Genomic DNA, 25,952 nt, shown 5'->3' with positions numbered 1-25,952 from the left:
CTGTCCGTTTTTATAGGGGCAACTCCACATAGCATGATGTGCCGTCGGCCTGCTTCATTTGGAAGATCACCGCATTGCTTGAGCCTCCTGCCACAGCCCCTAGCCTGATAGTTTTTACAGTAGACCCATCGGGAAACGCCGCCGCTGCCAGAGGTTTTACTTCATTGAGTTGGCCCTCAGTTGCGCTTTGTGCATTTGCTAAAGATGGAACCAATAAGAACATTGCTAATAGTTTATTCATAAACACTCCTTTGTTTTCAAGCATCTGCAAAACATTTTTCTGTGTCAATTTAAAAAAACAAAAGTTTATTTATTTATAATTTGTCACCGAGCATTATGCGTACTGAAGGAGGAGAGTTTTTTGGATGATTAGAAAGTAGGGATGGTTTATGACCCTTTTATGGATCTTTTTTCTGCGTCCCAGGCCTCTACAGGAATATCCCCTTTGTCCGAGATTCTTCGCCCGAAGAATCTGGATGAAATCTTTGGTCAGGAAAAGACCTTAGGGCCGAAATCCAAGTTGGGCCAGATGCTGCGCAAAGGGTATTTGCCCAGTTTGATCATCTGGGGGCCTCCGGGAACGGGGAAGACCACTTTTGCGTTGGCTCTATCCCAGCATTTCAATGCGCACTATGTGCATCTCAACGCCGTGGATTCCGGCGCCAAGGCGTTGCGTGAAGTGGGTGAGGCCGGAAAAGATCGCCGCATTCAGTTCCAGCAAAAGACAATCCTGTTTGTGGATGAAATCCATCGCTTTAATAAAGCCCAGCAGGACGTGCTGTTACCGTTCGTGGAAAAAGGGGATTTGGTTTTGGTCGGGGCCACCACTGAAAATCCCAGCTATGAATTGAACCGGGCCTTGCTCAGTCGGTGCCGTGTGGTGGTCTTTGAACGGCTGTCCGATGACGATCTGAATAAAATCGTCACCCGGGCCGAAGCTCACTATGCCAAGTCCTTGGATCAGATCCTGACTGCGGCCGCACGACAGAATCTGATTGAGTATTCAGACGGGGATGCCCGTCGCCTGATCAACAGTCTTGAGATCCTGTACACCTTCACCAAGGATGAGGATCAAGCTGAGCTTCTTGATGTGAACGACATGCGTGAGCTGCTTCAGCAGAATCCGCTGGGTTACGACAAGAACTCCGAAATGCACTACGATACGATCTCGGCTTTTATTAAAAGTATTCGTGGCAGCGATCCGGATGCAGCCATGTACTATCTGGCACGCATGCTGGATGGTGGGGAAGACCCGATCTTTATTGCACGTCGTTTGATCGTGTTGGCCAGTGAAGATATCGGGAATGCAGATCCGCGGGCTATTTCTGTTGCTATTGCGGGCCTTCAAGCGGTGGAGGCGATTGGTCTTCCCGAGGGGGCGATCACATTATCTCAAGTGACGACCTATCTGGCATCGTGCCCGAAATCCAACGCGTCTTATATGGCTTTGCATAAGGCTCGCGAACTGGTTGAAAAGACTCGCACGCTGCCGATTCCACTGCACTTGCGCTCCGCTAAAACAGCCCTGGCGAAAGACTTGGGGTACGGCCGCGACTATAAGTATCCCCACAACTATCCTACGGGCTGGGTGGAGCAAAGCTATCTGCCAGACGAAATCGAAGAAAAGCCATCACTCTATGAACCCACCGCACGTGGCTTTGAAAAGAACATCAAAGAGTATTTGAACTGGATGAAGCTGAAGAAGGATCCCAAAGAATAGCCCTGCGGGGTTGTTCCTCTTAGGTGGTTGCCCTATGCTGGCAGTATGAATGACCATCCCGAGTTTCTTAATTTAAATATCATTGAAAAGTGCATACATGTGATCCCTATTTCTGAAGGGTGGTCCGGCGATCTTAAGTTTCAACTGGTCACCGATCAGGAAAGCTATCTTTTAAGGCTGACAGAGAAAGATCTCCTGGCAAAAAAGAAAGAACAGTTTAAGGCGTTGTTGCCCCTGCGGAAACTGGGACTTCCGGTGAGCACTCCCTTGGATTTTGGAATATGCCAGTATAGGGATCAAGATTACTGCTATACCTTGCTATCCTGGGTGCCGGGGCAAAGTGCGGGAGATGCTCTTCGGGGGATGGCAGCGGATTCGCAGTATAAGTTAGGTTATCAGGCCGGAAAAATTTTAAAGGCACTTCATTCAATCCCGATCGCACGCCAGTATCAGGAGCTAAATTGGGATCTCTATTTTAATAGAAAGCTGGACCGAAATATTCGAGTGTCCGGAGACTGTGTTATTAAGTGTGTCGGAAGAGACAAGATTATTTCCTATATAGAAAGCAACCGGCATTTGCTTATGGAGCGCCCAGTGAGTTTTCACCATGGCGACTATCATATTGGAAATATGCTTGTGCATAACCAGCAAGAGTTGGGGATTATTGATTTTAACAGGCAGGACCATGGGGACCCCTGGGAAGAGTTCAACCGTATCACCTGGTGTGCGAAACTAAGTCCGCCTTTTGCGACGGGTAGAATTAATGGCTATTTTGACGACGTTGTCCCAGAGGCGTTTTTTAGATTGCTGGCATTGTATATAGCCAGCAATCAACTTTCTTCGCTGCCTTGGGCCCTTCAGTTTGGACAAGAGCAGGTGAATGTGATGCTTGCTGAAATTGAGAGTGTGCTATCCAGCTACGATAATTTCAGCAAGTTTATTCCGGATTGGTACTTGGGGGAGTTTGGTTTTTAGATGGCTCTTTGAGCGCAAACGCTGACACAAGGTTCGCTGCCTTGAGCAACGTAAGAAAAGCGGGTGTTGCCCGGAATTTCCACGCGGTCCCCCGGGCGCAGAACAAACTGATTGCCAGAAACGTTGAAAATCATTTCCCCACTGATGATGACACGAACTTCAGCAAAGGGCTTGCGGTGATCGCTGATTTTTTTGTGGGGCTCCAGAATCTGCTCATAGGGCTCCATGCCTTCGGATTCCAGGATCAGATTTACCTGCTGTTTGTTCGGAACAATGGGTGCTTGCCAACGTGTGATGATCATAATAGTGCGCCTCTTTCGGCCCTCGTTATCTCAAATCGGCACAGGCTTTACAAGTCACGGTGCCGATGAATCTCGCCTTGAAACAGTATCACGAAAAAATATCCGAAATGCGACAGGATAAGAGGCCTGATTCTCAACTTTTTTTGTTTTCTCGTTAAGTCCTTTTGTGGATTGTCGATATCTCTATTGTTGGAAGGACCCTATTTATAGGGGAGGGTAATTTGAGCAGTTCTAAAACTAAGTCGACACACGCTGAGCTAGACAACATTCTGAATTTTGTCGATTCCTCTAAGGGTCTTAGAGCGAAGATTCACGAGTCTGGCAAAGTACAAATCCGCCAGGACCTCGATGGTAAAGTATTCTCCTTCAATACCCAGGAAGTCAGTGAGGTTTTGCATCGCGCGGACTCTGAAGGGAAGCCGTTTATTCAGGTGAACTTTAAGAATGGAACGAAGGTGCTACTGACGGAAACACTGGTGGGCTTTAAGCCGCTAGAGACCTTGGGATTGGATATGTCCCGTATTCCGAAAGTGGTCACAACCCCGGATCTTTTAAGTGTCTATGAAGCCATTGAAGAGTCCATGGGAGCTGATAATGGCCTGGATCATGAGGTCGAAATCCTAAAAAAGGTCTATACGGCGATTGTTTCTGGTGGTGAGAAGGTCGGGTTCGACCTTAGTTTTGAAAGAGCCTGGCTAAATAGACTTCTAGCGTCAAAATTCAAAGCAAGCGCTTAAATACACGTAAATTCAATAGTTTAGTAATGTATTTTGCCATAACCGAGGCCCCTGCCTCGGTTATTTATTGAGCAACTTCTGGTGGGTTATTAAAATTTCGAAAAAAAGCTATTGACCTTTTTCGGCCCTTACGAGAAAACAGCTCCACTTCGTTTGGGGGCATAGCTCAGCTGGGAGAGCATCTGATTTGCATTCAGAAGGTCGCAGGTTCGATCCCTGTTGCCTCCACCAAATTTCTCATATAAGAACTTTTCGAAGTTCCGCTGTATCGAGATTCTTTTCTTCTTTAAGACTTTTGTCTCGATGAAGAAAAAATAAAAAAGATTGTTGACGAGAAACAAGAAATCGATAAGATTGGTTCCTCTCGCTTCGATAGCGAAGTGAATGAAAAGAAATTTTCGCTCTTTGAAAACTGAATAGCTAGATAAAATAGATTTTTGGGCTCTTTGAATACTGAGTAATTAGTATTCACAATTTCAAAAAATATTCGAACAAACAATAGCGTAAAAGCTAGCTGTTTGCTTCTAACAGAATTTAAACTGGAGAGTTTGATTCTGGCTCAGAACAAACGCTGGCGGCGTGCCTAATACATGCAAGTCGAACGGGGTAGCAATACCTAGTGGCGCACGGGTGAGTAACGCGTGGATAATCTGCCTTAGAGTGGGGGATAACTAGTCGAAAGATTAGCTAATACCGCATAAGACCACAAGAGCTGCGGCTCAAGGGGTCAAAGGTTTTTCGCTCTAAGATGAGTCCGCGTAAGATTAGCTAGTTGGTGAGGTAATGGCTCACCAAGGCGACGATCTTTAACTGGTCTGAGAGGATGATCAGTCACACTGGAACTGAGACACGGTCCAGACTCCTACGGGAGGCAGCAGTAGGGAATATTGCACAATGGAGGAAACTCTGATGCAGCGACGCCGCGTGAGTGATGAAGGCCTTCGGGTCGTAAAGCTCTGTCGCAGGGGAATAACACAATGAATGTACCCTGTAAGAAAGGATCGGCTAACTTCGTGCCAGCAGCCGCGGTAAGACGAGGGATCCTAGCGTTGTTCGGAATCATTGGGCGTAAAGCGGATGTAGGTGGCTTTGTAAGTCAGGTGTGAAAGCCTGGGGCTCAACCCCAGAAGTGCATTTGATACTGCGAAGCTTGAGTGTCGGAGAGGTTACTAGAATTGTTGGTGTAGTGGTGAAATACGTAGATATCAACAGGAATACCGGAGGCGAAGGCGGGTAACTGGCCGAACACTGACACTGAGATCCGAAAGCGTGGGGATCAAACAGGATTAGATACCCTGGTAGTCCACGCCGTAAACGATGGATACTTGTTGTTGGAGGTATTGACCCCTTCAGTGACGAAGCTAACGCGTTAAGTATCCCGCCTGGGGAGTACGGTCGCAAGATTAAAACTCAAAGAAATTGACGGGGGCCCGCACAAGCGGTGGAGCATGTGGTTTAATTCGATGCAACGCGAAGAACCTTACCTAGGCTTGACATGTACTGGAAGATTGGCAGAAATGTCGTCGCCCGCAAGGGTCGGTACACAGGTGCTGCATGGCTGTCGTCAGCTCGTGTCGTGAGATGTTGGGTTAAGTCCCGCAACGAGCGCAACCCCTGCATTTAGTTGCCAGCATTCAGTTGGGCACTCTAGATGGACTGCCGGTGTTAAACCGGAGGAAGGTGGGGATGACGTCAAGTCCTCATGGCCCTTATGCCTAGGGCTACACACGTGCTACAATGGTAGTCACAGAGCGAAGCTAAGCCGCGAGGTAGAGCAAATCGCTTAAAAGCTATCTAAGTTCAGATTGATCTCTGCAACTCGAGATCATGAAGTTGGAATCGCTAGTAATCGCGGATCAGAATGCCGCGGTGAATACGTTCCCGGGCCTTGTACACACCGCCCGTCACACCATGAAAGTCGGCTGTACCAGAAGTCGCTGCGCTAACCGCAAGGAGGCAGGCGCCCAAGGTATGGTCGATGATTGGGGTGAAGTCGTAACAAGGTAGCCGTAGGGGAACCTGCGGCTGGATCACCTCCTTTCTAAGGATTATCCGGTCAATCTTCATCAAGACTTGTTCTTGATAAGTTAAAATGACCCAATCTTAGGTCAACTTACTCTTCCCGAGTAAGTGAGTCCCAAAAATCTATCTAGCTGTTTAGTTTTGAGAGAGTGAAGCCTAACGGGCCTGTAGCTCAGTTGGTTAGAGCACACGCTTGATAAGCGTGGGGTCGGAAGTTCGAGTCTTCCCAGGCCCACCAAGTTCTACTGACGGTTGAATGCGGTGTAAGTTAGAGTTTTACGTGAACAAGTTTTTGTTCTTTGACAATTGAATAGATTGATTTAGTTGATTTTTAGCGAGGTTAGTTCCATTTTTTTAAGCTACAAAGGGCTTACGGTGGATGCCTTTGGCACTAAGAAGCGATGAAGGACGTGGTAAGCTGCGATAAGCTTCGGGGAGTGGCACACACACTTTGATCCGGAGATTTCCGAATGGGGAAACCCACCATTTATGGTATCACTCAATGAATACATAGTTGTTTGAAGCGAACGAGGGGAAGTGAAACATCTCAGTACCCTCAGGAAGAGAAATCAATTCCGAGATTCCCCCAGTAGTGGCGAGCGAACGGGGAACAGCCTAAACCTTCTTCATTAATTTGAAGGAGGGGTCGTGGGACCGCGATGTGGGACCGGAGAAGTTAGAGTAACAGTCTGGAAAGTCTGGCAAGATAGGGTGATAGCCCCGTACTCGAAAACTTCGAAGGCCCTAGCGGCATCCCGAGTACCACAGGACACGTGAAATCCTGTGGGAATCTGTGAGGACCACCTCATAAGGCTAAATATTCCTTAGTGACCGATAGTGAACAAGTACCGTGAGGGAAAGGTGAAAAGAACCCCGAGAGGGGAGTGAAATAGAACCTGAAACCGTAAGTCTACAAGCAGTTAGAGCCCCTTAAGTGGGCGATAGCGTACCTTTTGCATAATGAGTCAGCGAGTTATGTTTGCATGCGAGGTTAAGCCGTTGCAGGTGGAGCCGTAGCGAAAGCGAGTCTGAATAGGGCGATTTAGTATGCAGGCATAGACCCGAAACCCGGTGATCTAATCATGGACAGGTTGAAGCGAGGGTAACACCTCGTGGAGGACCGAACAAGTTGAGGTTGAAAACTCTTTTGATGATCTGTGATTAGGGGTGAAAGGCCAATCAAACTGGGTGATAGCTGGTTCTCCCCGAAATATATTTAGGTATAGCGTCAGGTAAAAAATATCATGGAGGTAGAGCACTGAATGGGCTAGGGGTCTTTACCGGATTACCAAACCCAAATAAACTCCGAATGCCATAGATATGTTCCCTGGCAGGCAGACTCAGGGTGATAAGGTCATGAGTCGAGAGGGAAAGAGCCCAGACCAACAGCTAAGGTCCCTAAATGCACGCTCAGTGGAGAACGTTGTGGAGTTACTTTGACAACTAGGAGGTTGGCTTAGAAGCAGCAATCCTTTAAAGAAAGCGTAATAGCTCACTAGTCTAGTGACTCTGCGCGGAAGATACAACGGGGCTAAGCGTGTTACCGAAGCTTTGGATTAAGATATTTTATATTTTAGTGGTAGGGGAGCGTTCTAGTGTAGGATGAAGATTGACCGGTAGGACAGTTGGACGAACTAGAAGTGATCATGCTGACATAAGTAGCGTTGAACTCGGGTGAAAAACCCGGGCGCCGAAAACTCAAGGATTCCTGGGTAAAGATAATCTTCCCAGGGTTAGTCGAGCCCTAAGACGAGGCCAAATGGCGTAGTCGATGGCAAAACGGTTAATATTCCGTTACCTAATAAATCGCGCTTAAGGAATGACGGTGTAGGATATCACAGCCTCTTATTGGATTGAGGTGTAAGCATGTAGGAGGATCAGTAGGCAAATCCGCTGGTCGTAACTCTGAGGTGTGAATGCGAGGGACTTGTCCCGGAAGTGTGAAAAGCCATGCATCCAAGAAAAGTTTCGTAAGTTTAGTTTTATTAGCTCGTACCGTAAACCGACTCAGGTGAGTGGGGTGAATATCCTAAGGCGATGGGGTGAATTTTGGTCAAGGAACTCGGCAACTTAACACCGTAACTTCGGGAAAAGGTGTGCCCGCGAGAGTGTAAGGATTTACTCCCCAAGCTTTTTCGGGTCGCAGAGAAATGGGAGTAGCGACTGTTTATCAAAAACACAGGTATGTGCAAAGTCTCAAGACGAAGTATACATACTGACGCCTGCCCGGTGCTGGAAGGTTAAGAGGATTTGTTAGCGCAAGCGAAGCAGAGAATCGAAGCCCCAGTAAACGGCGGCCGTAACTATAACGGTCCTAAGGTAGCGAAATTCCTTGTCGGGTAAGTTCCGACCTGCACGAATGGCGTAACGACTTCTCCGGTGTCTCGACCAAATGCCTCGCGAAATTGAATTCTCGGTGAAAATGCCGAGTACCCGCAGAAAGACGGAAAGACCCCGTGAACCTTTACTGTAGCTTGGCAGTGATTTTAGAGTTGGCATGTGTAGGATAGGTGGGAGACTTTGAAGCAGTGGCGCTAGCCATTGTGGAGTCAACCTTGAAATACCACCCTTGGCACCTTTGAAATCTAACCTGCTGCTCTTTACGAGCAGAGGGACACTGTCTGGTGGGCAGTTTGACTGGGGCGGTCGCCTCCCAAAAAGTAACGGAGGCGCGCGATGGTCCCCTCAGCCTGATTGGAAACCAGGCGTCGAGTGCATTGGCATAAGGGGGCTTGACTGCGAGACCTACAAGTCGAGCAGGTGCGAAAGCAGGCCAAAGTGATCCGGTGGTCCCGCGTGGAAGGGCCATCGCTCAACGGATAAAAGGTACTCCGGGGATAACAGGCTTATTCCATCCAAGAGTCCATATCGACGATGGAGTTTGGCACCTCGATGTCGGCTCATCACATCCTGGGGCTGGAGCAGGTCCCAAGGGTTTAGCTGTTCGCTAATTAAAGTGGTACGCGAGCTGGGTTCAGAACGTCGTGAGACAGTTTGGTCCTTATCTTCTGTGGGCGTATGAGATTTGAGTAGACCTGTCCTTAGTACGAGAGGACCGGGATGGACGAACCTCTGGTGTTTCTGTTGTCGCGCCAGCGGCAATGCAGAGTAGCTATGTTCGGAATTGATAACCGCTGAAAGCATCTAAGCGGGAAGCAAACTACAAGATTAGATCTCACTGGGGCTTCGGCCCCCTAAAGACTCCTTGGAGACTACGAGGTTGATAGGCTGAAGGTGTAAGTGTGGTAACACATTGAGCTGATCAGTACTAATAGGTCGTGAGGCTTTTTTAAATTTTTTCTTCTCAGGCTTCGGCTTGACGAAGATTTCGTCTCAAAGACTTCCTTTTAAAGGAACGAGAGACTAGCTCTCTGAATAAGTAAGAGAGTGATTGATGGGACTAACCGTTAATCGCTAAAAATCAATTAAATCAATCATTCGATTGTAACTAAAAGAAGTAACTTCTCCATTTGTGTTGGAAGCAAGTTGCAAAGAACAGAAAGGTTAGTGTAAGAAGCTAACCACTTTGACTTAATAAACGCTTTGCTGGTGTTTATAGCAGAGGGGCCACACCTGATCCCATTCCGAACTCAGAAGTTAAGTCCTCTTGCGGCGATGGTATTGCATGGGCGACCATGTGGGAGAGTAGCACGATGCCAGCTCTTTTTTACTCGAACCCGACTTACGAAAGTAAGCCGGGTTTTTTTTGCCTAAAAATTGGATCTAGATATAAAAAAGCCCGGCAGTGCCCGGGCTTTTTCTGTTTTTGAATAGGTGTTTGTCTATCAAAGATGTCTTTTGAAGGCTTTCCAGAAGGCTGAATAGTCTTCGATGAAAGGCATGTGTCCAAGGCCTTTAAGTTCTTCCAGCTTTGCCTGCGGAATGAGGCGAGCGGCTTGTTTTCCTAGGGTGGGATAGTTTCCCATTTTCTTTTTCATCTTCTCTGGTGCCCAGGCTTTTCCTATCGCCGTTCTATCGCGTTGGCCGATAATCAGAACAGTTGGCACTTTAACATTTTTAAATTCATAAAAGACCGGCTGTGTGAAAATCATGTCAGCGGTTAAGGCAGAATTCCAGGCAATCACCGGATAGTCTGGCCCCTGAATCCATCCCGTGGGAATCTCCAACCACTTGTCATATTCAGACTTCCATTTTCCATCGTAGTAACTATCTAACTGGTACTGTTTAATTTTCTCAGCAGAGCTGGCAAGTTCCGAGCGATAGATGTCCTCCACTGGCCGGTAAGCTGTCATGGTCTTCCAATCCTCAAGACCGATTGGATTGACTAGGAAAAGTTGGCTGACAGATTCCGGGAACATTAACGCCATTCGGGTGGCCACCATGCCGCCCATCGAGTGTCCGAGAAGTTTGTATCTGTCGACTTCCAGATACTTTAGAAGATTCTGAGTGTTTTGTCCCAATGTGTGGAAACTGTATTGGTAGTAGCTGGGTTTGGTGGATTTTCCGAAGCCGATTTGATCAGGCACGATGATGCGGAAGCCTTCGGCCTTTAAAGAATTAATGAGCTGTTCAAAATAGGCTCCGGGAAAGTTCTTTCCATGAAGAAGAACAATAACACCTTTGCTTTCTTTTTCCGGCTTGATGTCCATATAGGCCATCTTCAGCTCTTGACCTTGCGACTTGAAGTTGTAGTAGCGCACCGGGAATGGATATTTGTACTGCGACAATACGGCATCGAAGCCCTTCGTTGGGGAAGTCTCTTGCTGAGTTATAGATTCTATTTTTCTTGGCTGAGATGCGCAGGCCGAAAGCAGCATCAAAGCGGGCAGAAGGAAGAGGCGCTTTTTCATCATAAAAGGTTCTCCTTGTTGATTTTTTTAACGAGTCACTGAGAAGGACTCGTTCTTTTAATAGCACTGACCGAAAAACTATTTCCGTGGTTGCTGCGGACTTTGGGGTGTTGGCGGAGCCGTGGTTTCTTCAACAGGGGCGGCTGTTGCAGTTGGAGATGTATCTGTTCCAGGGACATCTTGTAGAGAAGTTGTGGCGTCTTTTTTTGCCGGACCTTCAGTGGTTTTTTCCGGAATGATCTTGTTAAGATCATTCATCGTGTAAGTGCGACCGATCTCAAAGATTTTGTTTTTTGATTTGATATTGAACAGACTGGCTTGAATGATCACGCCGGGATTCTCGTCGTCAGGCAGATCCACGATTTCCAGCTCCAGATAGTTGGCACCTTGTTTTACCCGCTGGATGTTCGGGCGTTCTTTTCCAAGAATTGTTCGGGCGAGGGTGGAGTTCATGCGGATTTCCACGGTGGCGATGTCCTTCCACTCCGCTGGGAGTTGGCCTTCGGCTTCAAGATTCTGAAAGTCATCGTTGATCATTTTTGCTAGTTGCTGGGCCGGAGTCAGTTGCACGCAAACCGCAGATTCTTTCTTTCCGGATGTTTTAGGCAGATCCAGGTCCTCTTTCAAGATGGTATATCCAATCGTAAGGGCTGCCAGAATGATGAGTGTGCCAAGAAGCTTTGCGACCATGATGCCGACTCCTGTATGTAAGAGCCCTCTACCAATGAGCTTTGTGTAGGGGCAGAGAATATAGCTGCTCATTTATTATGTGAAAGAACGAAAGGCGCGACAAAGCCTTTACCCCAGACAGACGAAAATCGCTCCTTCGGCCTAGGCCTCCAGAAAAAACTAACCCCTTGAAATTGCAGTCAAAAAAGTGTCCTTCGCGGGCTTCTGTCAAAGATATCGACAAACCTGGAGGTGCAGGGGTCTTGAAATGAAACATAAAAATTCCAGTGATTTCAGTGGTTTGTAAAAAACACCCGGTCTTGGCACTGAGATTGGAAGTAAAGGGGTGAGAGAGGTGTGTCTATGAAAACACTCACTAAGATGGCTGCCATTTCCTTCTTCGTAGGACTTTACGTGGGATGTTCCCCTGTGAAGTTCTCTTTGGACGACAGCAAATGTAAAGACTCCGGGTGTGTGGTGGAGAACGGCAAGTACGCCTTTAATTACACGCAAACGGCGGGTCGTGGAAAGGTCGATATTTTGATCGTCAACGACAACTCCGCTTCGATGTCTTTTGAGCAGGCACGCCTGGCGCCGCGATTTAGAAACTTTATTGCGGAACTCGACAATCAAAAAATTGACTATCGTATCGCAATGACGACAACGGATGTGAGCGGTTCCCGCGGTGGAAATTTGATTTATTATAAAGAGGGGACTCCTTATATCACTCCGGCTCACACCGATCGTATGTCCCTGTTCGACAATACAATTCAGCGCCCGGAGACTTTGGCGTGTGAAAAGTTTATTGCAAAGTGGATTCGGGATCGTGGTGGTGATGTGAACTCCATAAACTCCTCAGAGTACTCCACGAAGTACTCTCAGAACTGTCCTTCCGGGGACGAACGCGGTGTTTATGCTGCAAATATGGTTGTGAAGAACAATCCATCAAGCTTTATCCGCAACGATGCTCACTTGGCGGTGATTTTCCTTGCTGATGAAGATGAGAGAAGCGGCCTTTATGGCGAAAACGGATATGTTCTGGATCAAATGGATCAGCCGAACTATCTGATCACGAATGTTAAAAACAGCCTGGGAGCTGACAAGTTCAACTCTTTGAGTGTGCACTCTATTGTTGTTAAAGATAATACTTGTTTGACTCAACAAAACAGCCAGGCGCTGGATGGATATGCTCCAACCACAGGCCTTGTGACTGGCAGCATTGGCAATGTCTACCTGTCCTTCGCAACAGCCGGTTGGGGTGTGGCAGCAGACATTTGTTCCTCTGACTATACTTCCCAGTTGGGTCAGATCCGATCTAAAATCACGGATCGTATCAAGGATATTATGCTGAACTGTGCAAATCCGAGTGATCTGATTGTGACGGTTTCAGGGACACCTGTGGGTTACTACCTGGATGGTAAAACACTGCGCTTTAATCAGTATCTGTCGCCGGGTACCAGTGTGAACTTGTCCTATAAGTGCGATGCCCTTCAGTAAGAAGAGGACGATTTAAAATCACCAAAAGGCAAAGCTGTAAATCGGCTTTGCCTGTTTTCATTTTGAGACTCTGCTCTGTAAAAGTCAGACTGCTTCTTTTAAAGACAGCAGGATCCACACAAAATGAGACGTTTTACAGTGAAGTTGTGTAAAAGTGATGAAATTCAAAACTTTGTAAATGCGAGTTGGTTTCAAACTGGATCAAACTTTTTTGATCAGACATTTTGGCGATCCAGGTGCTTTAGTCCTGCATTACGTTTCCGATAAACTAGATATGGGTATGTTAGACAGATACAAGAAAAAGGGCGGCTTTTATCAACTATTGCAACTTCTGGAAACTTCTCCAACGGCGAAGCGAGAGCAGTTCCTGGGGTTGATTGGCGGGGAAAGCCCAGCATGGGAAGAGGCACTTCGCAAGCGCATCCTGACGATCACACGCGTTTACAGCTGGGACGGTCAATACCTGGTGGAGATTTTCTCTCGCGTTCAGCCCCTGACGTTGGCCAATGCTCTGCATGGAAATCCTCAGGAGCAGGTGGACAGTCTTTTAAGCTGCCTGCCGCCCATTTCAAAAAGAAAAATCACTGATATGATGGCCGAGTCATCGCCAACGCCGGCGGAAAAGTCGACTTGTATTTCAAAAATGCTGTCGGAAGTTCGTGGCTTTGTTTCTCAAGGTATTATTCGCCTGGAGAAAGTGGATCCTGAACTGCACATTCCTGAAAACATCGAAGAGCTTCTGAGTGTGAATGCCTTTGCCACACCGACATTTGATGCGTCTGCGCCAACACCGGTCAAGTCTGACTCTAAACCCAATATCGTGGGCGAGTCAGATCCTGCGGCCCAGCAGGAAAATGAGTTCCTGAAACGCAAAGTGAATCAGCTTTCCTCGGAAATAAATGCCCTGAAGCATGAAAATTCGGTTCTTAAAGACAAGCTTTCGCAAATTAAGAAAATTGCATAGAGCACTTTCTAAAGATGAACATAAAACACAAAAACCGCTCTATAACGAGCGGTTTTTTGTTTCAGGATGGAGCAATTCCCGAGCACGGCTGGCACAGGGCCAACGAGTTTATTACTCAAATCCTGTCCTTTCATTATTGCCCCCTTTCTGGAATTGTTTGGGAAAATGTCGAGACTTTAGACAATCTGAGTTTTTTCTAAACAAGCTAAAAACCGCCCCCGATAAGCCTTTCGAAGTACGTGAGGTAGAAAAATGGCAACGCAGTTTAGCAGCGTGTTTATCGGTACGATGGCGGTGTTATCAATTTGTGCGGCATCTTTGGCTCAAGCCCAGGTTCCAACAGTCGATCTTGAAACTCAGTTCTATCAGGAGCTGGCAAAAGAGTCCGGTCAGGATGTCCCTTCTGCCAAAGGCCTCTTTGAGGAAGTGCCCGATGGTCTGAGTACGAAAGAGATCTCCCCAGGCTGTGATCCTCGTCGCTTTGAAGACAGTGTGGTGGGTCGCAAACTGACCACTGCTCAATACTACAATGTGGCGCGGGCGTATTTCAAAAAATGTTCAGGTGAATTGACTCAACGTTCTTGGACCGGAATGTTGGGCTTGCTGAAGTTTTCCAAGTATCAGTATCCCTTCCTGTCTCATCCACAGGTGAAAGAATTCACTGTGAAACTTCCGGATGGAACAAGAGTTCCAGGAATTCTGGCGCTGAAGCAGGATACTCGCCCACGTCCTTTGGTGATTGTGAAGTGCGGTGTCTTCTGTTCTGCGGCTCAGACAGCTTCCATGAAAAGCTATCTGATGCACTTGTTTGACCAGTCTCCTTTCAATGTTCTGTTGCTGGCGAATCAAACGGGCATGGACTATATCTATTTGAACAAACGTGTCACCTTGGGCGGATGGTCTGAAGGCTTCGAGGCCATCGAGGTGGGTAAATGGATGCTTCAGAAGTGGGAGCATAAGGACCGCATTTCCAGTCTGCACTTTATGGGAATCAGCCTGGGCGGCAATGCCGCTGTTCTGGGGGCTGCTTACAATGACAAGTATCTGTTGCCAAATGGTGGCAAGGTCTATAATTCGGTGACGGCGATTTGCCCGGTGATCAGTTTGCGTCCGACGTTGGATCATCTGTACGGGACCCAGACCGTCGGCCGAGCTTTTGCGAAAATGACCAAAGAGCATTTCAAAGAGGCCCGTAACTACGTCACTGATGTACCGGATCTTATCAGCGACAGTAAAATTCCCTCAAATCGCAGAGACATGCCGGACTATATTGCAACACTGGCCTCCACTTCATTGCAGCGTCGTGGGATTGCCAGCACGCCATCGGCCTTTATGAAAAGCAACAACTTCTGGAACTGGAAGGATGAGGTTAAAACACCTCTGATGATCTGGGCTTCCAAAGACGATATGGTTGTAAATAATGGCATCAACGCCGAAGTGATGGAGCATGATGATGTCTACGAAAAGTCCGCACAAGTGGGTGTCCTGAATCTTAAATACGGCAATCACTGTGGCTTCTCTTCCTCTTATGGTGCACAGGCTTCAGCGGCCGTGCTACGCACCTTTGTTCTGACCCACAGTCCTGAGTTTGTGGATAGCTATGATACCAAACAACAGCTTCCATGGAGCTGGGGTTTCAAGAAGCTGAGTTCCCAGTACGAGCATATTGGTCAGAACTGGCATTTCTTCTCTAACTCAAATCAGGCCAAGGTTGTCTTCCGTTTGTTCAATTGGAACGGGGGTCGTGACTGTGCGGAAAATGGCCCGTGGTCCGGCAATGGCACTTGCGTCAGCACTCGTGAATATTGGATTCCGATTTCCCAGCTTAAACAGATGGGGGCTCGTGTGCCTCGAACAGATGCTGAAGCACAGGCCTTGACCCGTGAGTTTAACACGAAAGTGGAATTCCGTATCAAAGGTCATCCTTTGAATGGTACATACAGTAACGACTTCTATATGACATGGAGAAGTCACTTCGAGTAATGAAAGAAAAAAGAATTCTTATCACCGGCTTTTTGCCCTTTCTGGGAGAAAGCATGAATCCCAGCCAAGTCCTTCTTGAAAGAATCAAGAGGGATTTGGCTTTTCAGGATCGGATCGACACCTTGCTGTTGCCGGTGTCTTTTCAACAGGCTAGTCCGTTGTTAGTGCGGCAGCTGGGGCTTCAAGGGTATGAAGCTGTTCTGATGCTGGGGCAAGCTGGTGGGCGCAAAAAAATATCTTTAGAGCAGGTGGCTCTGAATTGGATTGAAACCGAACACCCTGATGAAGACGGGTTTGTTCCCCATAGGGGAGTCATTGAACCTCAATCCGAAGGCGCCTATTTCACTGACCTGCCATTGCCTTTGTGGAAACTGCTGCTTGAAGCAAATCAAATCCCCGCAGAGATCTCCCTTAGTGCCGGGGGGTATGTTTGCAATCACCTGTACTACCAGACCTTAAAGACCATCCGCGACCGGGGTTTGTCCGTCCAGGCTTGTTTTATCCATGTCCCTTATTTGCCCGAGCAGACAGCAGACAAGGCTCCCGGGACGCCATTTATGGAGCTGGACCAAATGGAGAAAGCGATTCATTTAATCCTCAAAGCTCTTATAGAGAAGCCTATCTCAAAATAAACGCCACCGAATTTCCTGAACCTTTACTGAAGATGCTTCGTCTAAAGTTTCAATAGGAGGATAGACATGATGCAAAACCTCATAATAGCAGTCGCAATGGCCATGACCTTGAGTGCGGGAACAGCCTGGGCTCGCGGCGAGGGGCACGGCCGGGGTCATCACAAAGGGGATGAGATTTCTCCCTTGGAAAAGCATTTCAGTCCTAAGAACATGAAGGATCTGGGGCTGACTGACGAACAAAAAGAAAAATTAAAAGCCATTCGACAGGCAAATCGTGTGGAGTCCGAGAAGATCCGAGAGGAAATGAAGGCGGCCCGCAAGGCGTTCAAGGAGTCCCTACGCACCAGTGCAACAAAAGAGGATGTGACGAAGGCCTATCAGTTGATGTTGGATAAGAAGAATCAGTTGTCCAAGAGCCGTCTGGATTCATTGTTGAACGCTCGGGATATTCTGACGGACGAGCAAAAAGCCAAGCTTTTCGGCAAGACTGCAAAAGAGGATTAGGTCTTTTGTGAGTTTGCACGAGGCTGAACAGTTTTCCGAGTTTTATAAGGCCCATGCCACAAAAGTGCGGGGTCTTCTATTCCGTCTGGTCGGAGAGAGCGTGTTGAATGATCTGACTCAGGAGGCCTTTCTGAAGGCCTGGGAAAACCGTCATCGCTTTCGCGGGGACAGTGAGGCTTCCACTTGGCTGTACCGAATCACCTATAACTGTGCTGTTGATTATCTTCGTAAAAACAGGAAAAGCGCGGAGATTGAGACAGACGATCTTGAAGAGCGCTTGGAGCAGGACGTTTCCAATCGCGAAATTGTGGATCTGGTGCTGAGATCCCTGGAAACTGATCTGCGCGTCGTGGTTGTATTATTTTATCTGGAGGAACAATCGCTGCGGGATATCTCAACGATCCTGGATATTCCAGAGGGCACAGTGAAGTCGCGGCTGAACACGGCCCGACAAAGAATGAATGACCTTTTGCAAAAGAAAGGAGTCAAACTATGAGCGACGATCTTAAGATATTTTTGAAAGAAAATGCCTCGCCCGTGCCACCTAGTCCTCTGGGAGAGGACAGAGCCATATGGCGCAAGATTGAAGATAAAAAACGCAAGCGCAGGGGGGCTTGGCTGGTTCTGGTACCTCTTTTGACGGCCTCCATGGCTGTCGTGGTGATGGTTGGAAATCCTCGACCGGTAACGGCTCCTGAGGTTTCAGGGGAGGAGGATTATCTGTATCAGGAGTGGCAGGATTTCGCCAAAGAGGTGGATTCGGATTATGATCAGGAGATGATCATAATGTTTGCTGAAAAATAAAGACGCGACTCCAACGAAGGAAGTCGCGTCTTGTATTCTAAGATCTAGGTGACATTAACGAATTTCTGATAGAGCTCTTCTTAGAGCCTCTTCATCTTTAACTCCGACAAATATCAATTCAGCTCTGCGGTCACGGGACTTGATTCCGGTGGAATCGGTGGCCCCTTTACCCACGGCTTCAACGTTGGTGAAACCATTTCGCTCAATGATAGCTTTCACGGAATCAGCGCGGGCTTGGGAAATTCTTTGGTTGGTTTCTTCAGAGCCTGAAGCGTCGGCAAAGCCGTGAACCTCCACTCTTTCAACCAGGTCAGGATTTTCATTCAGTACCTTGGCCACCTGGGACAGCTTACGTCGGTCGGCGCCAGAGATCGCGTACTGAGAAGAACGGAACTGAATCGCACTGCCAGCACCGGCAATCATGTTCATGTTCACGTCTTTAAGGGCGGATTCTGGAGCCTCCATGGCGGCCACAGGACGCGCAGGCTCGGTTCGCTGGTATGTAGGTTCAGCAGGTTCTGCCGGCTCTGTTGCCGCAGTGGAGCGAACGGAGGTTTTGTAAGCGCCGGGGTTCCAACCGATTTGCAAATCGATCAGGTACATATTCACCAGACCATCAGTATTGTTGGTCAGGGACTCGGCACGCAGACCCAGGCGGGCCAGCCAGCTTGGCGTCATATTGAACTCTCGGAGCAGTTGCAGCCCGACGAAGTGAGCATCGGCCTGGTCTGCCAGATAGTTTTCCCCTTGATTGTACAGCTGGTTAGCAACCACACCCAGTTGCCAGCGGTTGTCAAATCTGTAGCGGGCCGCGAACTCCAGGGCGCCATCGGTGATGGCCGTTTCCTGGCCGTCGCCGGCTTGAGAGAACTGCTGGTTGTTCACGCCATACCCTAGATCCATCACCCAGGGACTTTCCAGATACCATGAACCCAAGAGTTTAATTGTCGATGGTGTCCCCTCTGCGGCACCGTTGGTGTCATAACCCGTATAACCACCGCCAAGGCCAATGAACGGAAGAACTCCGCGAGGTGCGACTTCAGCCTCCTCTTTGGAGAATTCCAATGCACTCGTTGTTGCTGAGTCTTGGTTGGCCTGTGCCGTCAGGCCGACACTAAGCAAAGCTGTTAGAATGATCGTTTTCATAGTCTTCTCCTTTTTTATGGAACGCCTTCAGTATTGATCTTGGGTTTCATGGGTCAATTTTTTGAAGGAAGATTGAGGTTATTTTGTCGAGATAAATAGAATTGGATATATCCAAAGTAGGGGCGTTGAGCCTATAATTGTTGAATGCCACATGTAAGATTTCGTGCTATTAAGAAAGAAGACGTCCAAAAACTCAGTCAATCCCTGACCACCGAATTGGCGCGTTCAATGAACACACCTCCGGACAATTTTACCTTTGAACTGGTGCAAACACAGTTTTTCAGTGGGGGTGGTGAGACTACATCCTATCCTTTTATTGAGGTGCTGTGGTTTGCACGCCCTCAGGAAGTGCAAAATGAATGTGCCGGGATTATCACCCGACAAATGAAGCAGCTGGGGCCCTATGAGGATGTTGTGGTAGTTTTCCACGTGCTGGCAAAAGAGGCCTATTACGAAAACGGCCGTCATTTCTAGGTCTCCCATAGGAAGTGTCAAAAGATTGGACAGGTCTTTAGAAGGCTGAAGGTGCCTTCATTGAGCTTCGTCAGGTATTTCTTTCATGGGGAGTGGGGCGGAGGCCCTCTAAATTCGTTTTCAAGATGCCATCTCTGTAACATGCTTCTTGCTCTACTGGCAGGTGCAAACGAATGGAGATGACATGAAAGCTTCTTTAGTTGGGGCCGCAGCGGCCGTACTTATGAGTGTTTTAACTGGCAGCTTTGCTGGAGCCCAGGACTCTGTGGCGCAGGTGGTGAGCAAGAGCCAGTTGATCGTTGGAAAGCAGTACTACATTTCTACTGACATGTTGAATGTTAGATCCAGCAACTCCACAACGGCCAGCAATATCGTTGGAAAACTAAATCGCAACGACGTGGTGGAGATCTATGATCTTTTAAATGAGGCCTCTCCTCTGGTTCAGGTGAAAATCATCAGCTCCTCGACCGTGTCCCCCTATCTGGCATCTGAATTCTACGTGTCTAAAGACTATCTTAGCGATAAGCAAATCACATTGCCGACATCGCGCTATTTCGTGATTCAGAATATTGCGACGGAAAAGACTCGTATCTATGAGCGTTGCACAACCTCCCCTGGGTGCCCGCACAAAATGGTTATGGAAACAGACACCGTGGTCGGTCGTCCTGAAGAGGGTGATAAAAATGATCCAAACGCCTACAAAACCTGGGTGGGACATTCTCGTATTTCTGAATGGGTAAAGTTCTATCAGGATGGCAAAGGTTTCTATCCGCGTTGGTATACTCCAGGGCAGTCCTTGAAAGACATCCCAGGTCCAGTGACAGACAGCATGAGTTTGTACATGGGTGCAAGAAAGTGGTCTGTTAGAAATGATCAGGGCAAATCCTCCATCCACGGTGCGTTTGGTTGGTATGCCGCTAAGTTGACGCCGGCGGGTGAAAACGGTGGAGTTAACTATCAGTGGATCCACGGTACCATTGGCTGGGGTAAAGATGGTGCCAAGCCCATTGAAATCACTCGAATGAAGATGATCAACTTCTTCAGCAACCCGGGTTCTCACGGTTGCACGCGTTTGGAAAATCAGGCCGTGGCCTACATGAGACACCTGTTGGGTCCGGGCACAGACATCTACCGTGTTTATGCGCGTGAGGCGACTCGTGATGCATCCTTGTCCAGATACCGTGATGCTCAGATCCCACTTCCTTGGGATTGGATGTTGTTGACGAACGGCGCGGCTCAGTCCAATGGTTTGACGGCGGATGCGGCGACGATTCGTGCGCAGGGTATCTCGGTTCACAGTGGTAACTTGATTGAAAAAGGGACATACCGTGTGGATCGTTATCCGACAGTGGCTGGTCTGAACTATAAGAAGTCCGCTTCTTCTGGCTTGTCAGGTGACCGCTATGAGATCGACGAGAAAGCGAAGAACGGCCAAACAAACTTCCGTGGCTACTTCCTGATCGATGAAGGTCGTTTCGTGGACTACGCTCATCCGAATTACAAAGCGACTGGCGGTGCGGTTCGTATCGGTGGTCTGCCTGACTTCACGAATTCTGTTCCGGAAATCCTGCAGTCGGCACGTGGCAATATCGTGATCCCTGAGGTTGTTCGCTAAGATTTCACTTACAGATGACTGCTGAAGGCCAAGGATGATGTCCTTGGCCTTTCTTATTTGTCCGAAGAGTTGTTAAATCCCATAAACAAAGTTCGCAGCAGGGTGCCTTTGGGAAATAACAAATTGAGACCCTTTCCGAGCTGAGGGACAATCAGGATTCTGGAAGGAGAGACCTCATGATCAGTCAAATCGATTTGCTGAGAAAGCGCAGTCATCCTGTCGACCAAGCCCTGGTTCCTGAAGAGATCGATCAGTATCTGGCGGTTCTGGATGGATGGGTTTTAATGGGCCCGCACATTGCCAAGACCTTCCACTTTAGCAATTACTACCAAACAATGGCCTTTGTGAATGCGATTGCCTATGTCGCGCACACGGAGGACCACCATCCCGAGTTGGAGGTATCCTACAATCGCTGCCTGGTAAAGTTTAACACTCACTCAGTCAACGAGGGCTTTGGTGGCCTTTCTGAAAATGATTTTATTTGTGCTGCCAAGGTGGATGCCGTGGCGGCAAGCCAATACGCGCCGGTGTCGCATTAGCGCAGTATTTTCTGCAACTGCAGGGCATCCCGGGGAGCTTTGATCTTCAGGTCGTTAGCGAAGTAAACGAAGGCGATTTTTACGTCGGGGAAAGACGTGCCGTCGTCCACATTTTGCCAATGACGGGGCCGTTGGTGATGCGCCCATGTATTCAGTCTTTGGGCCCAGAACTTCAAAGCCTCTGAGTCGTAGCCGTTCTGATAGAATGTTTCATCCCCATGCAGACGCAAGTACAAAAAATCACTAGTGATGTCTTCCATGTAAGGCCACTTGCCCGCCGTGTCTGCAAAGACCAGGGCCACTCGGTACTTGCGCAGAAGCTCAATGAAAGCTGGACTTTCAAAACTGTGGTGACGGACCTCCAGGGCATGACGTAAGGGTTGGATGGACTCGACGATCTCTTGAGGATAAGTCGCGGTGAAACGTTTGGACTTTTTCGCAAGTCTTGCGGCCTCAGAGAAAGTTTTTGGCAGTCTGCGGAAGAAGGATTCCAGACGTTGGCTTTTTTCCTCGTTAAAAACAAAACTGGGGGGCAGCTGCCAAAGAATGCAGCCCAGCTTTTCTTTTAAAAGCAATACACCCGAGGCCATAAAGTTACATAGAGAGTCTTCGACATTCTTCAGTCGGTTGATGTGGGTGATATACTGAGGCCCCTTCACCGAGAAGATAAAACTCGGCGGAGTTTCCTCATACCAGTGCTGATAGGTTGAAGGCTTTTGATAGGAGTAAAAGGAGCCATTGATTTCCAGTGAGGTCAGGTGACGACTGGCATGGAAGAGCTCCTTCTTTTGCGGAAGCTCCTCGGGGTAGAAAGTTTTTCGCCAGGGCGGATAAACCCAGCCGGACGTACCTATACGAATTTCCATTCTTCAAGTAATAGCTCATCGCATGATGGATGATAATTTCAATGAGCATTTCGAAGTAAGAAACAATCCGTCTGAAATGGGTCTTGCAGTCCTGCATTAAGCGCAAAAATTTGACGTTTTAAAATGAGGATTCTAAGCTTTCCAAACCCATGTGGAGGAAAATATGCGGTCTATAGTTTTTGCTTTTGTTGCCCTGTCTCTTGTTGGATGTGCGTCTCAACATAAGGCCAAAGATGTTGATACGAAGGTGGATATGTCAGCTCCAGTCCGTGGGGACTCTGTTGTCGGCGTCAAAGATGGTGATATGGTTTATCAGCGCAAAGTCGCCATGAATGAAGAACTGCGTCGTTTGGAACTGGATGTGTATAATCTGGAGGCCAATGTTTTTGGTGGTCCCCGTTATCTGGACAACCGCGGATTGTACGGAGTTTTGCGCGACTGCCGGGTTCAACTCGGAGACATTAAGAACGGTGGAGATGGCAAGGTTCGCTGGACCGAATCTCGGGAGTACGTGACTCCGGATGAGGATTTTTCCTCTATTGGTGTTGAGGATAAAAAGCGCATCGTCGGGGTTTCAGAGGAATTCCTGAAAGATCGTATGAACCGTTTCCGCGGCTACAAGGCCACGCTGGAAAAGCGCCAGGATGAGTACGAGACCAAAGTGAAAGTCTGCCAGATGGAGTTGACGGCCCAAAAACAAAAAGCCTCGCAATAGCGGGGCCTTTTTTTAGGAGAAAATCCTGGAGCAGCGAAGGATGAACTTGTCCTCGGCTTTAACCGGCTGTTTGCGGAACATTTCAAACATGTCTTTGAAGTATTCATTATAGAATGGGTCAAAGAGCCCGCCAGGGAGCTTGTTGTATTCCCATGAGCTGGGGCCAATCTTGGCAGCCCGGGTGATGTACATGCGAAGCTTTTTGTCGGAGGAAAAACCCAAGAACCGGGGCAGCCATTGATCCAAAAGAACGGGTTCACCCACGACCGTATCCAGTGCATACCAGCCATCTTTGTCTTTGGCTCTGACGATCGTGGCCACATGAAACTGCCAATTAATACCACCGGCCTTCATCGGTCCAACGACGAAGACTTTTTTGATTGAGGCGGCGTCGACTCCATGACGAAGAAGCTCCAGATGGGCATACAAAGCCCGTCCGAAGCAGAATCCTCGAGAACCATCAGGATCATATTTCCTGTCACCGCGAGAACCGGTGATTTCATTCTTACTGATCATAGATAAAATCTTTTGTGCCTGTACGAAGGTGACACCTTCTGCGCGGCCGTTGGAAGTGGGACGGAAGTTCTTAATTTCCTCAAGCAGGTCGGCATTCTTTTGGGCCACGTTCTCGCCGCGGGCGATTTCTTGGTCTCGTGTAAAGTAAAGATTTTCCCGATAATCGATCTTATCCCAGGAGTGTTCATTTTTTGCCTGGGCAAAGTGGGTCCCCAGAAGCAATGCGACGACGACAAGGAATTTTACCCGACGACTTTGCCGCTTTGTAAGAAAACTGCTTTGAAATGGTTTCTGAGGCATAAGAATCTTCTATCCAAGAGCCATGCCCGACGGGGATGCACCTTAAGGCTCCTGAGGTGTTAAAGCTTTTGACAGGGGAAACAAAAAGGCTCTGCCCTTGACGGGAAGGCAAGGTCTCAACTGCGGCAGATTGAATTTATTTAATTCTTGGGCCTTTGACTCTGGGGTGGGTCTTCCCTAAAGCTGATTTCCTAAAAAAGGAGATATGTAGTGAAACCATTGATTCAAAAAACTTTGTCTTTCTTGTTGGTCGGATCTTCCCTGGCAGTTGCCGCAGGCCTTATTACAAAGGAAGAAGTTAATAAACGAGTTTCCGCCATTACTGCGCCCTACAACAATCAAACCACCTCGATGGATCTGCAGTTCACGGATCTTTTGGTGGATGATGTGCGTGCTTTGGATTTTGGTGTGAAAGTTGCCATCACGAAGAAAGGTCCGGAGAACAGCCTGGCGTTGACCATTGAAAATGCGAAGTACCAGTATGGTGATGGTACCGCCCCGATGGCAACGGCGGATCTGTTAATGCAAGCGGATCTGAAAAAAGCCTTCGGTAAAGAGACTCTGGACCAGTTTGGTGAAGAGCTTGATCAATTGGCCGAAGAACTTGCCGCCGACTATATCAAAAAGTATGGCGAAGCGGCAGTGTTGGATATCGCCATGGAAGATGTCCAGAAGGACCAGCAGGGTCATTTGAAATCAGTCAGCATGCGCATGAATGCGACCATCGACATGGAAAAACTGCCAGCAGACATGAAAGTGGAGGATGTGGAGGTTCGTTCTATTCAGGCAGCATTGCGCATTTCCACCGGTGGTGCGCGGGGCTCGATTCAAGTTGCAATCAATCCCAAATACAAAGGATTTGAATCTGATCAGACTGGGATGAAAGAGCTGATTGAAAAGCTTTTGAACGAGGATCAAGAGACCTACAGTGTTCTTGCCAAGGTTGTGGAGTCATTGGATGGCTTCGCCACGTGGTTTGTGAATCAAAAAGCTGAAGAAGCCCCATAATCTTATGGTAAGTTCCAAGCCCTCTTAGAGAAGAGGGCTTTTTTCTTTTCGAGGATCTTCTCGATCAACGACGTAGCTTAAGCTGTGAACTTTTTTGTGCATTATTTGCTGCGAGCAAGAACCCTCTTGATCCAAGGCAGGGCATAGGAAACAGCAGCATAACCAGCCACTGAAGACCCCTGGGCCCGGAAACCAGAGCACGCGGAACCCCAACTGACCACGCCGACCTGCACATACCGGCCGTTCTGTTCAAGGAACATGGGCCCTCCACTGTCGCCTGGACAGGTGGACTTTTGATGTTGGTAGGTTTCAATGCAGAGTGTTTCTGGACCCAGCTCATAACCTCGTTTTTTGGGGAAGTCATCCAGAGCACACTGTGAGCGAGGTAATAGCAGCGCTTTAAGCTTTTGCAACCAGGCACTGTCTTTGTGGCCCTCACTGTCAGTCAGACCCCAGCCAGCCAGAAAGACGTTGGCAGTGGAGTTTCCCAGATCCTCTTCGTTCAAAGTGATCGGAGTGATGTCGGTCACCGCTTCCGCCAATTCGATCAGGGCAATATCAACCCGAGGCCAGACAAATTCAGGGTGGGTTTGAATGGAGCGGACCTTCAGTTCGCGGCCGTCGCGCCCGGATTGTTCGATACCGCCGATAAACAGTCTTAGTTTTCCTGGTGCAACTAGACGCTGACGGGTTTCAGATTCATCTTCTAAAACGCAGTGAGCGGCCGTTAGCACCCAACGGGAATCAATCAAACTGCCACCGCAGTGATGGGAGACATAGTTTTCTTTGGGGTCATTAAACCAGATATTCACCGTAAAAGGGAATTCCCCCAAAGCTGCGGGGGTTCCCCCAATGATGGCTTGGGGGTGGGCTGCCTCTGTGGTTAGCGGTTGCTTCGCTGGTTGGCAGGCTGTTAAGGCAAGGATAGGGATCAAAATAGGATAAAGACCGCGACGTAACATGCCATTGTCTTATTCGAATCCGGGAAAGACTTCACACGAAATGTTCAGGGCCTAGCTGGGTTCTGAATATTTTTCCAGACTTTTACGAGGTCTTTGGGCCCTGTGTTTGAATAGTCGGGTACGGACCGCCTTCTGCAGGCAGAAGTGTTAGAAAAATGATCTGAATCAATGAGACAGGTGATCATTAGAGC

At 48.2% G+C, this 25,952-nt stretch carries 23 protein-coding genes, 2 tRNA genes and 3 rRNA genes; 20 read left to right on the top strand and 8 right to left on the bottom strand.

All coding sequences use genetic code 11. From position 1 onward, the window contains the following. Positions 1-10 precede the first annotated feature (10 nt). On the bottom strand, positions 11-241 hold the full coding sequence (locus tag ACZ5ZV_RS15745) for a hypothetical protein (RefSeq protein ID WP_464118137.1): 231 nt from the start codon (positions 239-241) through the stop codon (positions 11-13). A gap of 141 nt (positions 242-382) precedes the next feature. On the opposite strand from ACZ5ZV_RS15745, the gene ACZ5ZV_RS15740 reads away from it, so the two are divergent. Both ACZ5ZV_RS15740 and ACZ5ZV_RS15735 read left to right on the top strand, forming a co-directional pair. Further along, positions 383-1,720 (top strand): replication-associated recombination protein A, encoded by a 1,338-nt coding sequence (locus ACZ5ZV_RS15740; protein ID WP_464118136.1) that lies wholly within the window; start codon positions 383-385, stop codon positions 1,718-1,720. 45 nt (positions 1,721-1,765) lie between these two features. Then, positions 1,766-2,695 (top strand): aminoglycoside phosphotransferase family protein, encoded by a 930-nt coding sequence (locus ACZ5ZV_RS15735; RefSeq protein ID WP_464118135.1) that lies wholly within the window; start codon positions 1,766-1,768, stop codon positions 2,693-2,695. On the opposite strand, the gene ACZ5ZV_RS15730 is transcribed toward ACZ5ZV_RS15735, so the two are convergent. After that, a complete protein-coding gene (locus ACZ5ZV_RS15730) occupies positions 2,692-2,997 on the bottom strand; it encodes a cupin domain-containing protein (protein ID WP_464118134.1) in 306 nt (101 codons plus the stop codon). The genes ACZ5ZV_RS15735 and ACZ5ZV_RS15730 overlap by 4 nt on opposite strands. 221 nt (positions 2,998-3,218) lie before the next feature. Between ACZ5ZV_RS15730 and ACZ5ZV_RS15725 the strand changes: the two genes are divergently transcribed. The 6 genes from ACZ5ZV_RS15725 (at position 3,219) to rrf (ending at position 9,418) form a co-directional block, all read left to right on the top strand. After that, complete coding sequence (locus ACZ5ZV_RS15725; protein WP_464118133.1) at positions 3,219-3,734, top strand: hypothetical protein; 516 nt, start codon at positions 3,219-3,221, stop codon at positions 3,732-3,734. Positions 3,735-3,889: 155 nt separating this feature from the next. Continuing rightward, positions 3,890-3,965 (top strand) — tRNA-Ala (locus ACZ5ZV_RS15720). A gap of 305 nt (positions 3,966-4,270) precedes the next feature. Beyond that, a 16S ribosomal RNA gene (locus tag ACZ5ZV_RS15715) occupies positions 4,271-5,775 on the top strand. A gap of 142 nt (positions 5,776-5,917) precedes the next feature. Continuing rightward, a tRNA-Ile gene (locus tag ACZ5ZV_RS15710) sits at positions 5,918-5,994 on the top strand. A gap of 114 nt (positions 5,995-6,108) precedes the next feature. Further along, positions 6,109-9,049, top strand: a 23S ribosomal RNA gene (locus ACZ5ZV_RS15705). A gap of 252 nt (positions 9,050-9,301) precedes the next feature. Beyond that, positions 9,302-9,418: ribosomal RNA gene (gene rrf / locus ACZ5ZV_RS15700) — 5S ribosomal RNA — on the top strand. Together the 16S, 23S and 5S rRNA genes with 2 tRNA genes alongside form the textbook arrangement of a ribosomal RNA operon. Before the next feature lie 123 nt (positions 9,419-9,541). Here rrf and ACZ5ZV_RS15695 read toward each other — a convergent pair. Further along, complete coding sequence (locus ACZ5ZV_RS15695) at positions 9,542-10,567, bottom strand: alpha/beta fold hydrolase (protein WP_464121428.1); 1,026 nt, start codon at positions 10,565-10,567, stop codon at positions 9,542-9,544. 78 nt (positions 10,568-10,645) lie between these two features. Further along, positions 10,646-11,257, bottom strand: a complete 612-nt coding sequence (locus tag ACZ5ZV_RS15690) for a hypothetical protein (protein WP_464118132.1) — start codon at positions 11,255-11,257, stop codon at positions 10,646-10,648. A 342-nt stretch (positions 11,258-11,599) separates the two neighbouring features. Between ACZ5ZV_RS15690 and ACZ5ZV_RS15685 the strand changes: the two genes are divergently transcribed. The 7 genes from ACZ5ZV_RS15685 (at position 11,600) to ACZ5ZV_RS15655 (ending at position 17,620) form a co-directional block, all read left to right on the top strand. Next, positions 11,600-12,733, top strand: coding sequence for an MIDAS family adhesin (locus ACZ5ZV_RS15685; protein ID WP_464118131.1), 1,134 nt, complete (start codon positions 11,600-11,602; stop codon positions 12,731-12,733). Between the two features lie 280 nt (positions 12,734-13,013). Further along, positions 13,014-13,697, top strand: a complete 684-nt coding sequence (locus tag ACZ5ZV_RS15680; protein WP_464118130.1) for a FliG C-terminal domain-containing protein — start codon at positions 13,014-13,016, stop codon at positions 13,695-13,697. Positions 13,698-13,949: 252 nt separating this feature from the next. Further along, the gene (locus ACZ5ZV_RS15675) at positions 13,950-15,680 is read left to right on the top strand and encodes an alpha/beta hydrolase family protein (RefSeq protein ID WP_464118129.1); all 1,731 of its coding nucleotides are present in this window, start codon (positions 13,950-13,952) and stop codon (positions 15,678-15,680) included. Continuing rightward, positions 15,680-16,312 (top strand): pyroglutamyl-peptidase I, encoded by a 633-nt coding sequence (locus tag ACZ5ZV_RS15670; protein ID WP_464118128.1) that lies wholly within the window; start codon positions 15,680-15,682, stop codon positions 16,310-16,312. The genes ACZ5ZV_RS15675 and ACZ5ZV_RS15670 overlap by 1 nt, the downstream gene beginning before the upstream one ends. A gap of 66 nt (positions 16,313-16,378) precedes the next feature. Next, positions 16,379-16,816, top strand: a complete 438-nt coding sequence (locus tag ACZ5ZV_RS15665; RefSeq protein ID WP_464118127.1) for a Spy/CpxP family protein refolding chaperone — start codon at positions 16,379-16,381, stop codon at positions 16,814-16,816. A 7-nt stretch (positions 16,817-16,823) separates the two neighbouring features. Then, on the top strand, positions 16,824-17,312 hold the full coding sequence (locus ACZ5ZV_RS15660; RefSeq protein ID WP_464118126.1) for an RNA polymerase sigma factor: 489 nt from the start codon (positions 16,824-16,826) through the stop codon (positions 17,310-17,312). Further along, a complete protein-coding gene (locus tag ACZ5ZV_RS15655) occupies positions 17,309-17,620 on the top strand; it encodes a hypothetical protein (RefSeq protein ID WP_464118125.1) in 312 nt (103 codons plus the stop codon). Before ACZ5ZV_RS15660 ends, ACZ5ZV_RS15655 begins: the two co-directional genes overlap by 4 nt. A gap of 54 nt (positions 17,621-17,674) precedes the next feature. On the opposite strand, the gene ACZ5ZV_RS15650 is transcribed toward ACZ5ZV_RS15655, so the two are convergent. Continuing rightward, positions 17,675-18,766, bottom strand: coding sequence for an OmpA family protein (locus ACZ5ZV_RS15650; RefSeq protein ID WP_464118124.1), 1,092 nt, complete (start codon positions 18,764-18,766; stop codon positions 17,675-17,677). Between the two features lie 144 nt (positions 18,767-18,910). On the opposite strand from ACZ5ZV_RS15650, the gene ACZ5ZV_RS15645 reads away from it, so the two are divergent. The 3 genes from ACZ5ZV_RS15645 (at position 18,911) to ACZ5ZV_RS15635 (ending at position 21,394) form a co-directional block, all read left to right on the top strand. Beyond that, a complete protein-coding gene (locus tag ACZ5ZV_RS15645) occupies positions 18,911-19,240 on the top strand; it encodes a DUF1904 domain-containing protein (protein WP_464118123.1) in 330 nt (109 codons plus the stop codon). Positions 19,241-19,424: 184 nt separating this feature from the next. Beyond that, positions 19,425-20,855, top strand: a complete 1,431-nt coding sequence (locus ACZ5ZV_RS15640) for a L,D-transpeptidase family protein (protein WP_464118122.1) — start codon at positions 19,425-19,427, stop codon at positions 20,853-20,855. Between the two features lie 176 nt (positions 20,856-21,031). Then, entirely contained in the window at positions 21,032-21,394 is a 363-nt protein-coding gene (locus ACZ5ZV_RS15635; RefSeq protein WP_464118121.1) for a 4a-hydroxytetrahydrobiopterin dehydratase, read from the top strand. Here the strand turns inward: ACZ5ZV_RS15635 and ACZ5ZV_RS15630 are convergent. After that, positions 21,391-22,260 carry a DUF72 domain-containing protein gene (locus ACZ5ZV_RS15630; RefSeq protein WP_464118120.1) on the bottom strand — a complete coding sequence of 290 codons (870 nt, stop codon included), beginning with the start codon at positions 22,258-22,260 and terminating at the stop codon, positions 21,391-21,393. The genes ACZ5ZV_RS15635 and ACZ5ZV_RS15630 overlap by 4 nt on opposite strands. 163 nt (positions 22,261-22,423) lie before the next feature. Between ACZ5ZV_RS15630 and ACZ5ZV_RS15625 the strand changes: the two genes are divergently transcribed. Next, positions 22,424-22,975 carry a hypothetical protein gene (locus ACZ5ZV_RS15625; protein ID WP_464118119.1) on the top strand — a complete coding sequence of 184 codons (552 nt, stop codon included), beginning with the start codon at positions 22,424-22,426 and terminating at the stop codon, positions 22,973-22,975. Positions 22,976-22,987: 12 nt separating this feature from the next. On the opposite strand, the gene ACZ5ZV_RS15620 is transcribed toward ACZ5ZV_RS15625, so the two are convergent. Then, entirely contained in the window at positions 22,988-23,791 is an 804-nt protein-coding gene (locus tag ACZ5ZV_RS15620) for a hypothetical protein (RefSeq protein ID WP_464118118.1), read from the bottom strand. A gap of 210 nt (positions 23,792-24,001) precedes the next feature. On the opposite strand from ACZ5ZV_RS15620, the gene ACZ5ZV_RS15615 reads away from it, so the two are divergent. Further along, the gene (locus ACZ5ZV_RS15615; protein WP_464118117.1) at positions 24,002-24,799 is read left to right on the top strand and encodes a hypothetical protein; all 798 of its coding nucleotides are present in this window, start codon (positions 24,002-24,004) and stop codon (positions 24,797-24,799) included. Positions 24,800-24,900: 101 nt separating this feature from the next. Here the strand turns inward: ACZ5ZV_RS15615 and ACZ5ZV_RS15610 are convergent, their stop codons facing one another. Then, positions 24,901-25,761 carry a S1 family peptidase gene (locus ACZ5ZV_RS15610; protein WP_464118116.1) on the bottom strand — a complete coding sequence of 287 codons (861 nt, stop codon included), beginning with the start codon at positions 25,759-25,761 and terminating at the stop codon, positions 24,901-24,903. Positions 25,762-25,952: the final 191 nt, after the last annotated feature.

Source organism: Bdellovibrio sp. HAGR004, from assembly GCF_055397015.1.
This window is presented reverse-complemented; position numbering and strand designations above follow the sequence as displayed.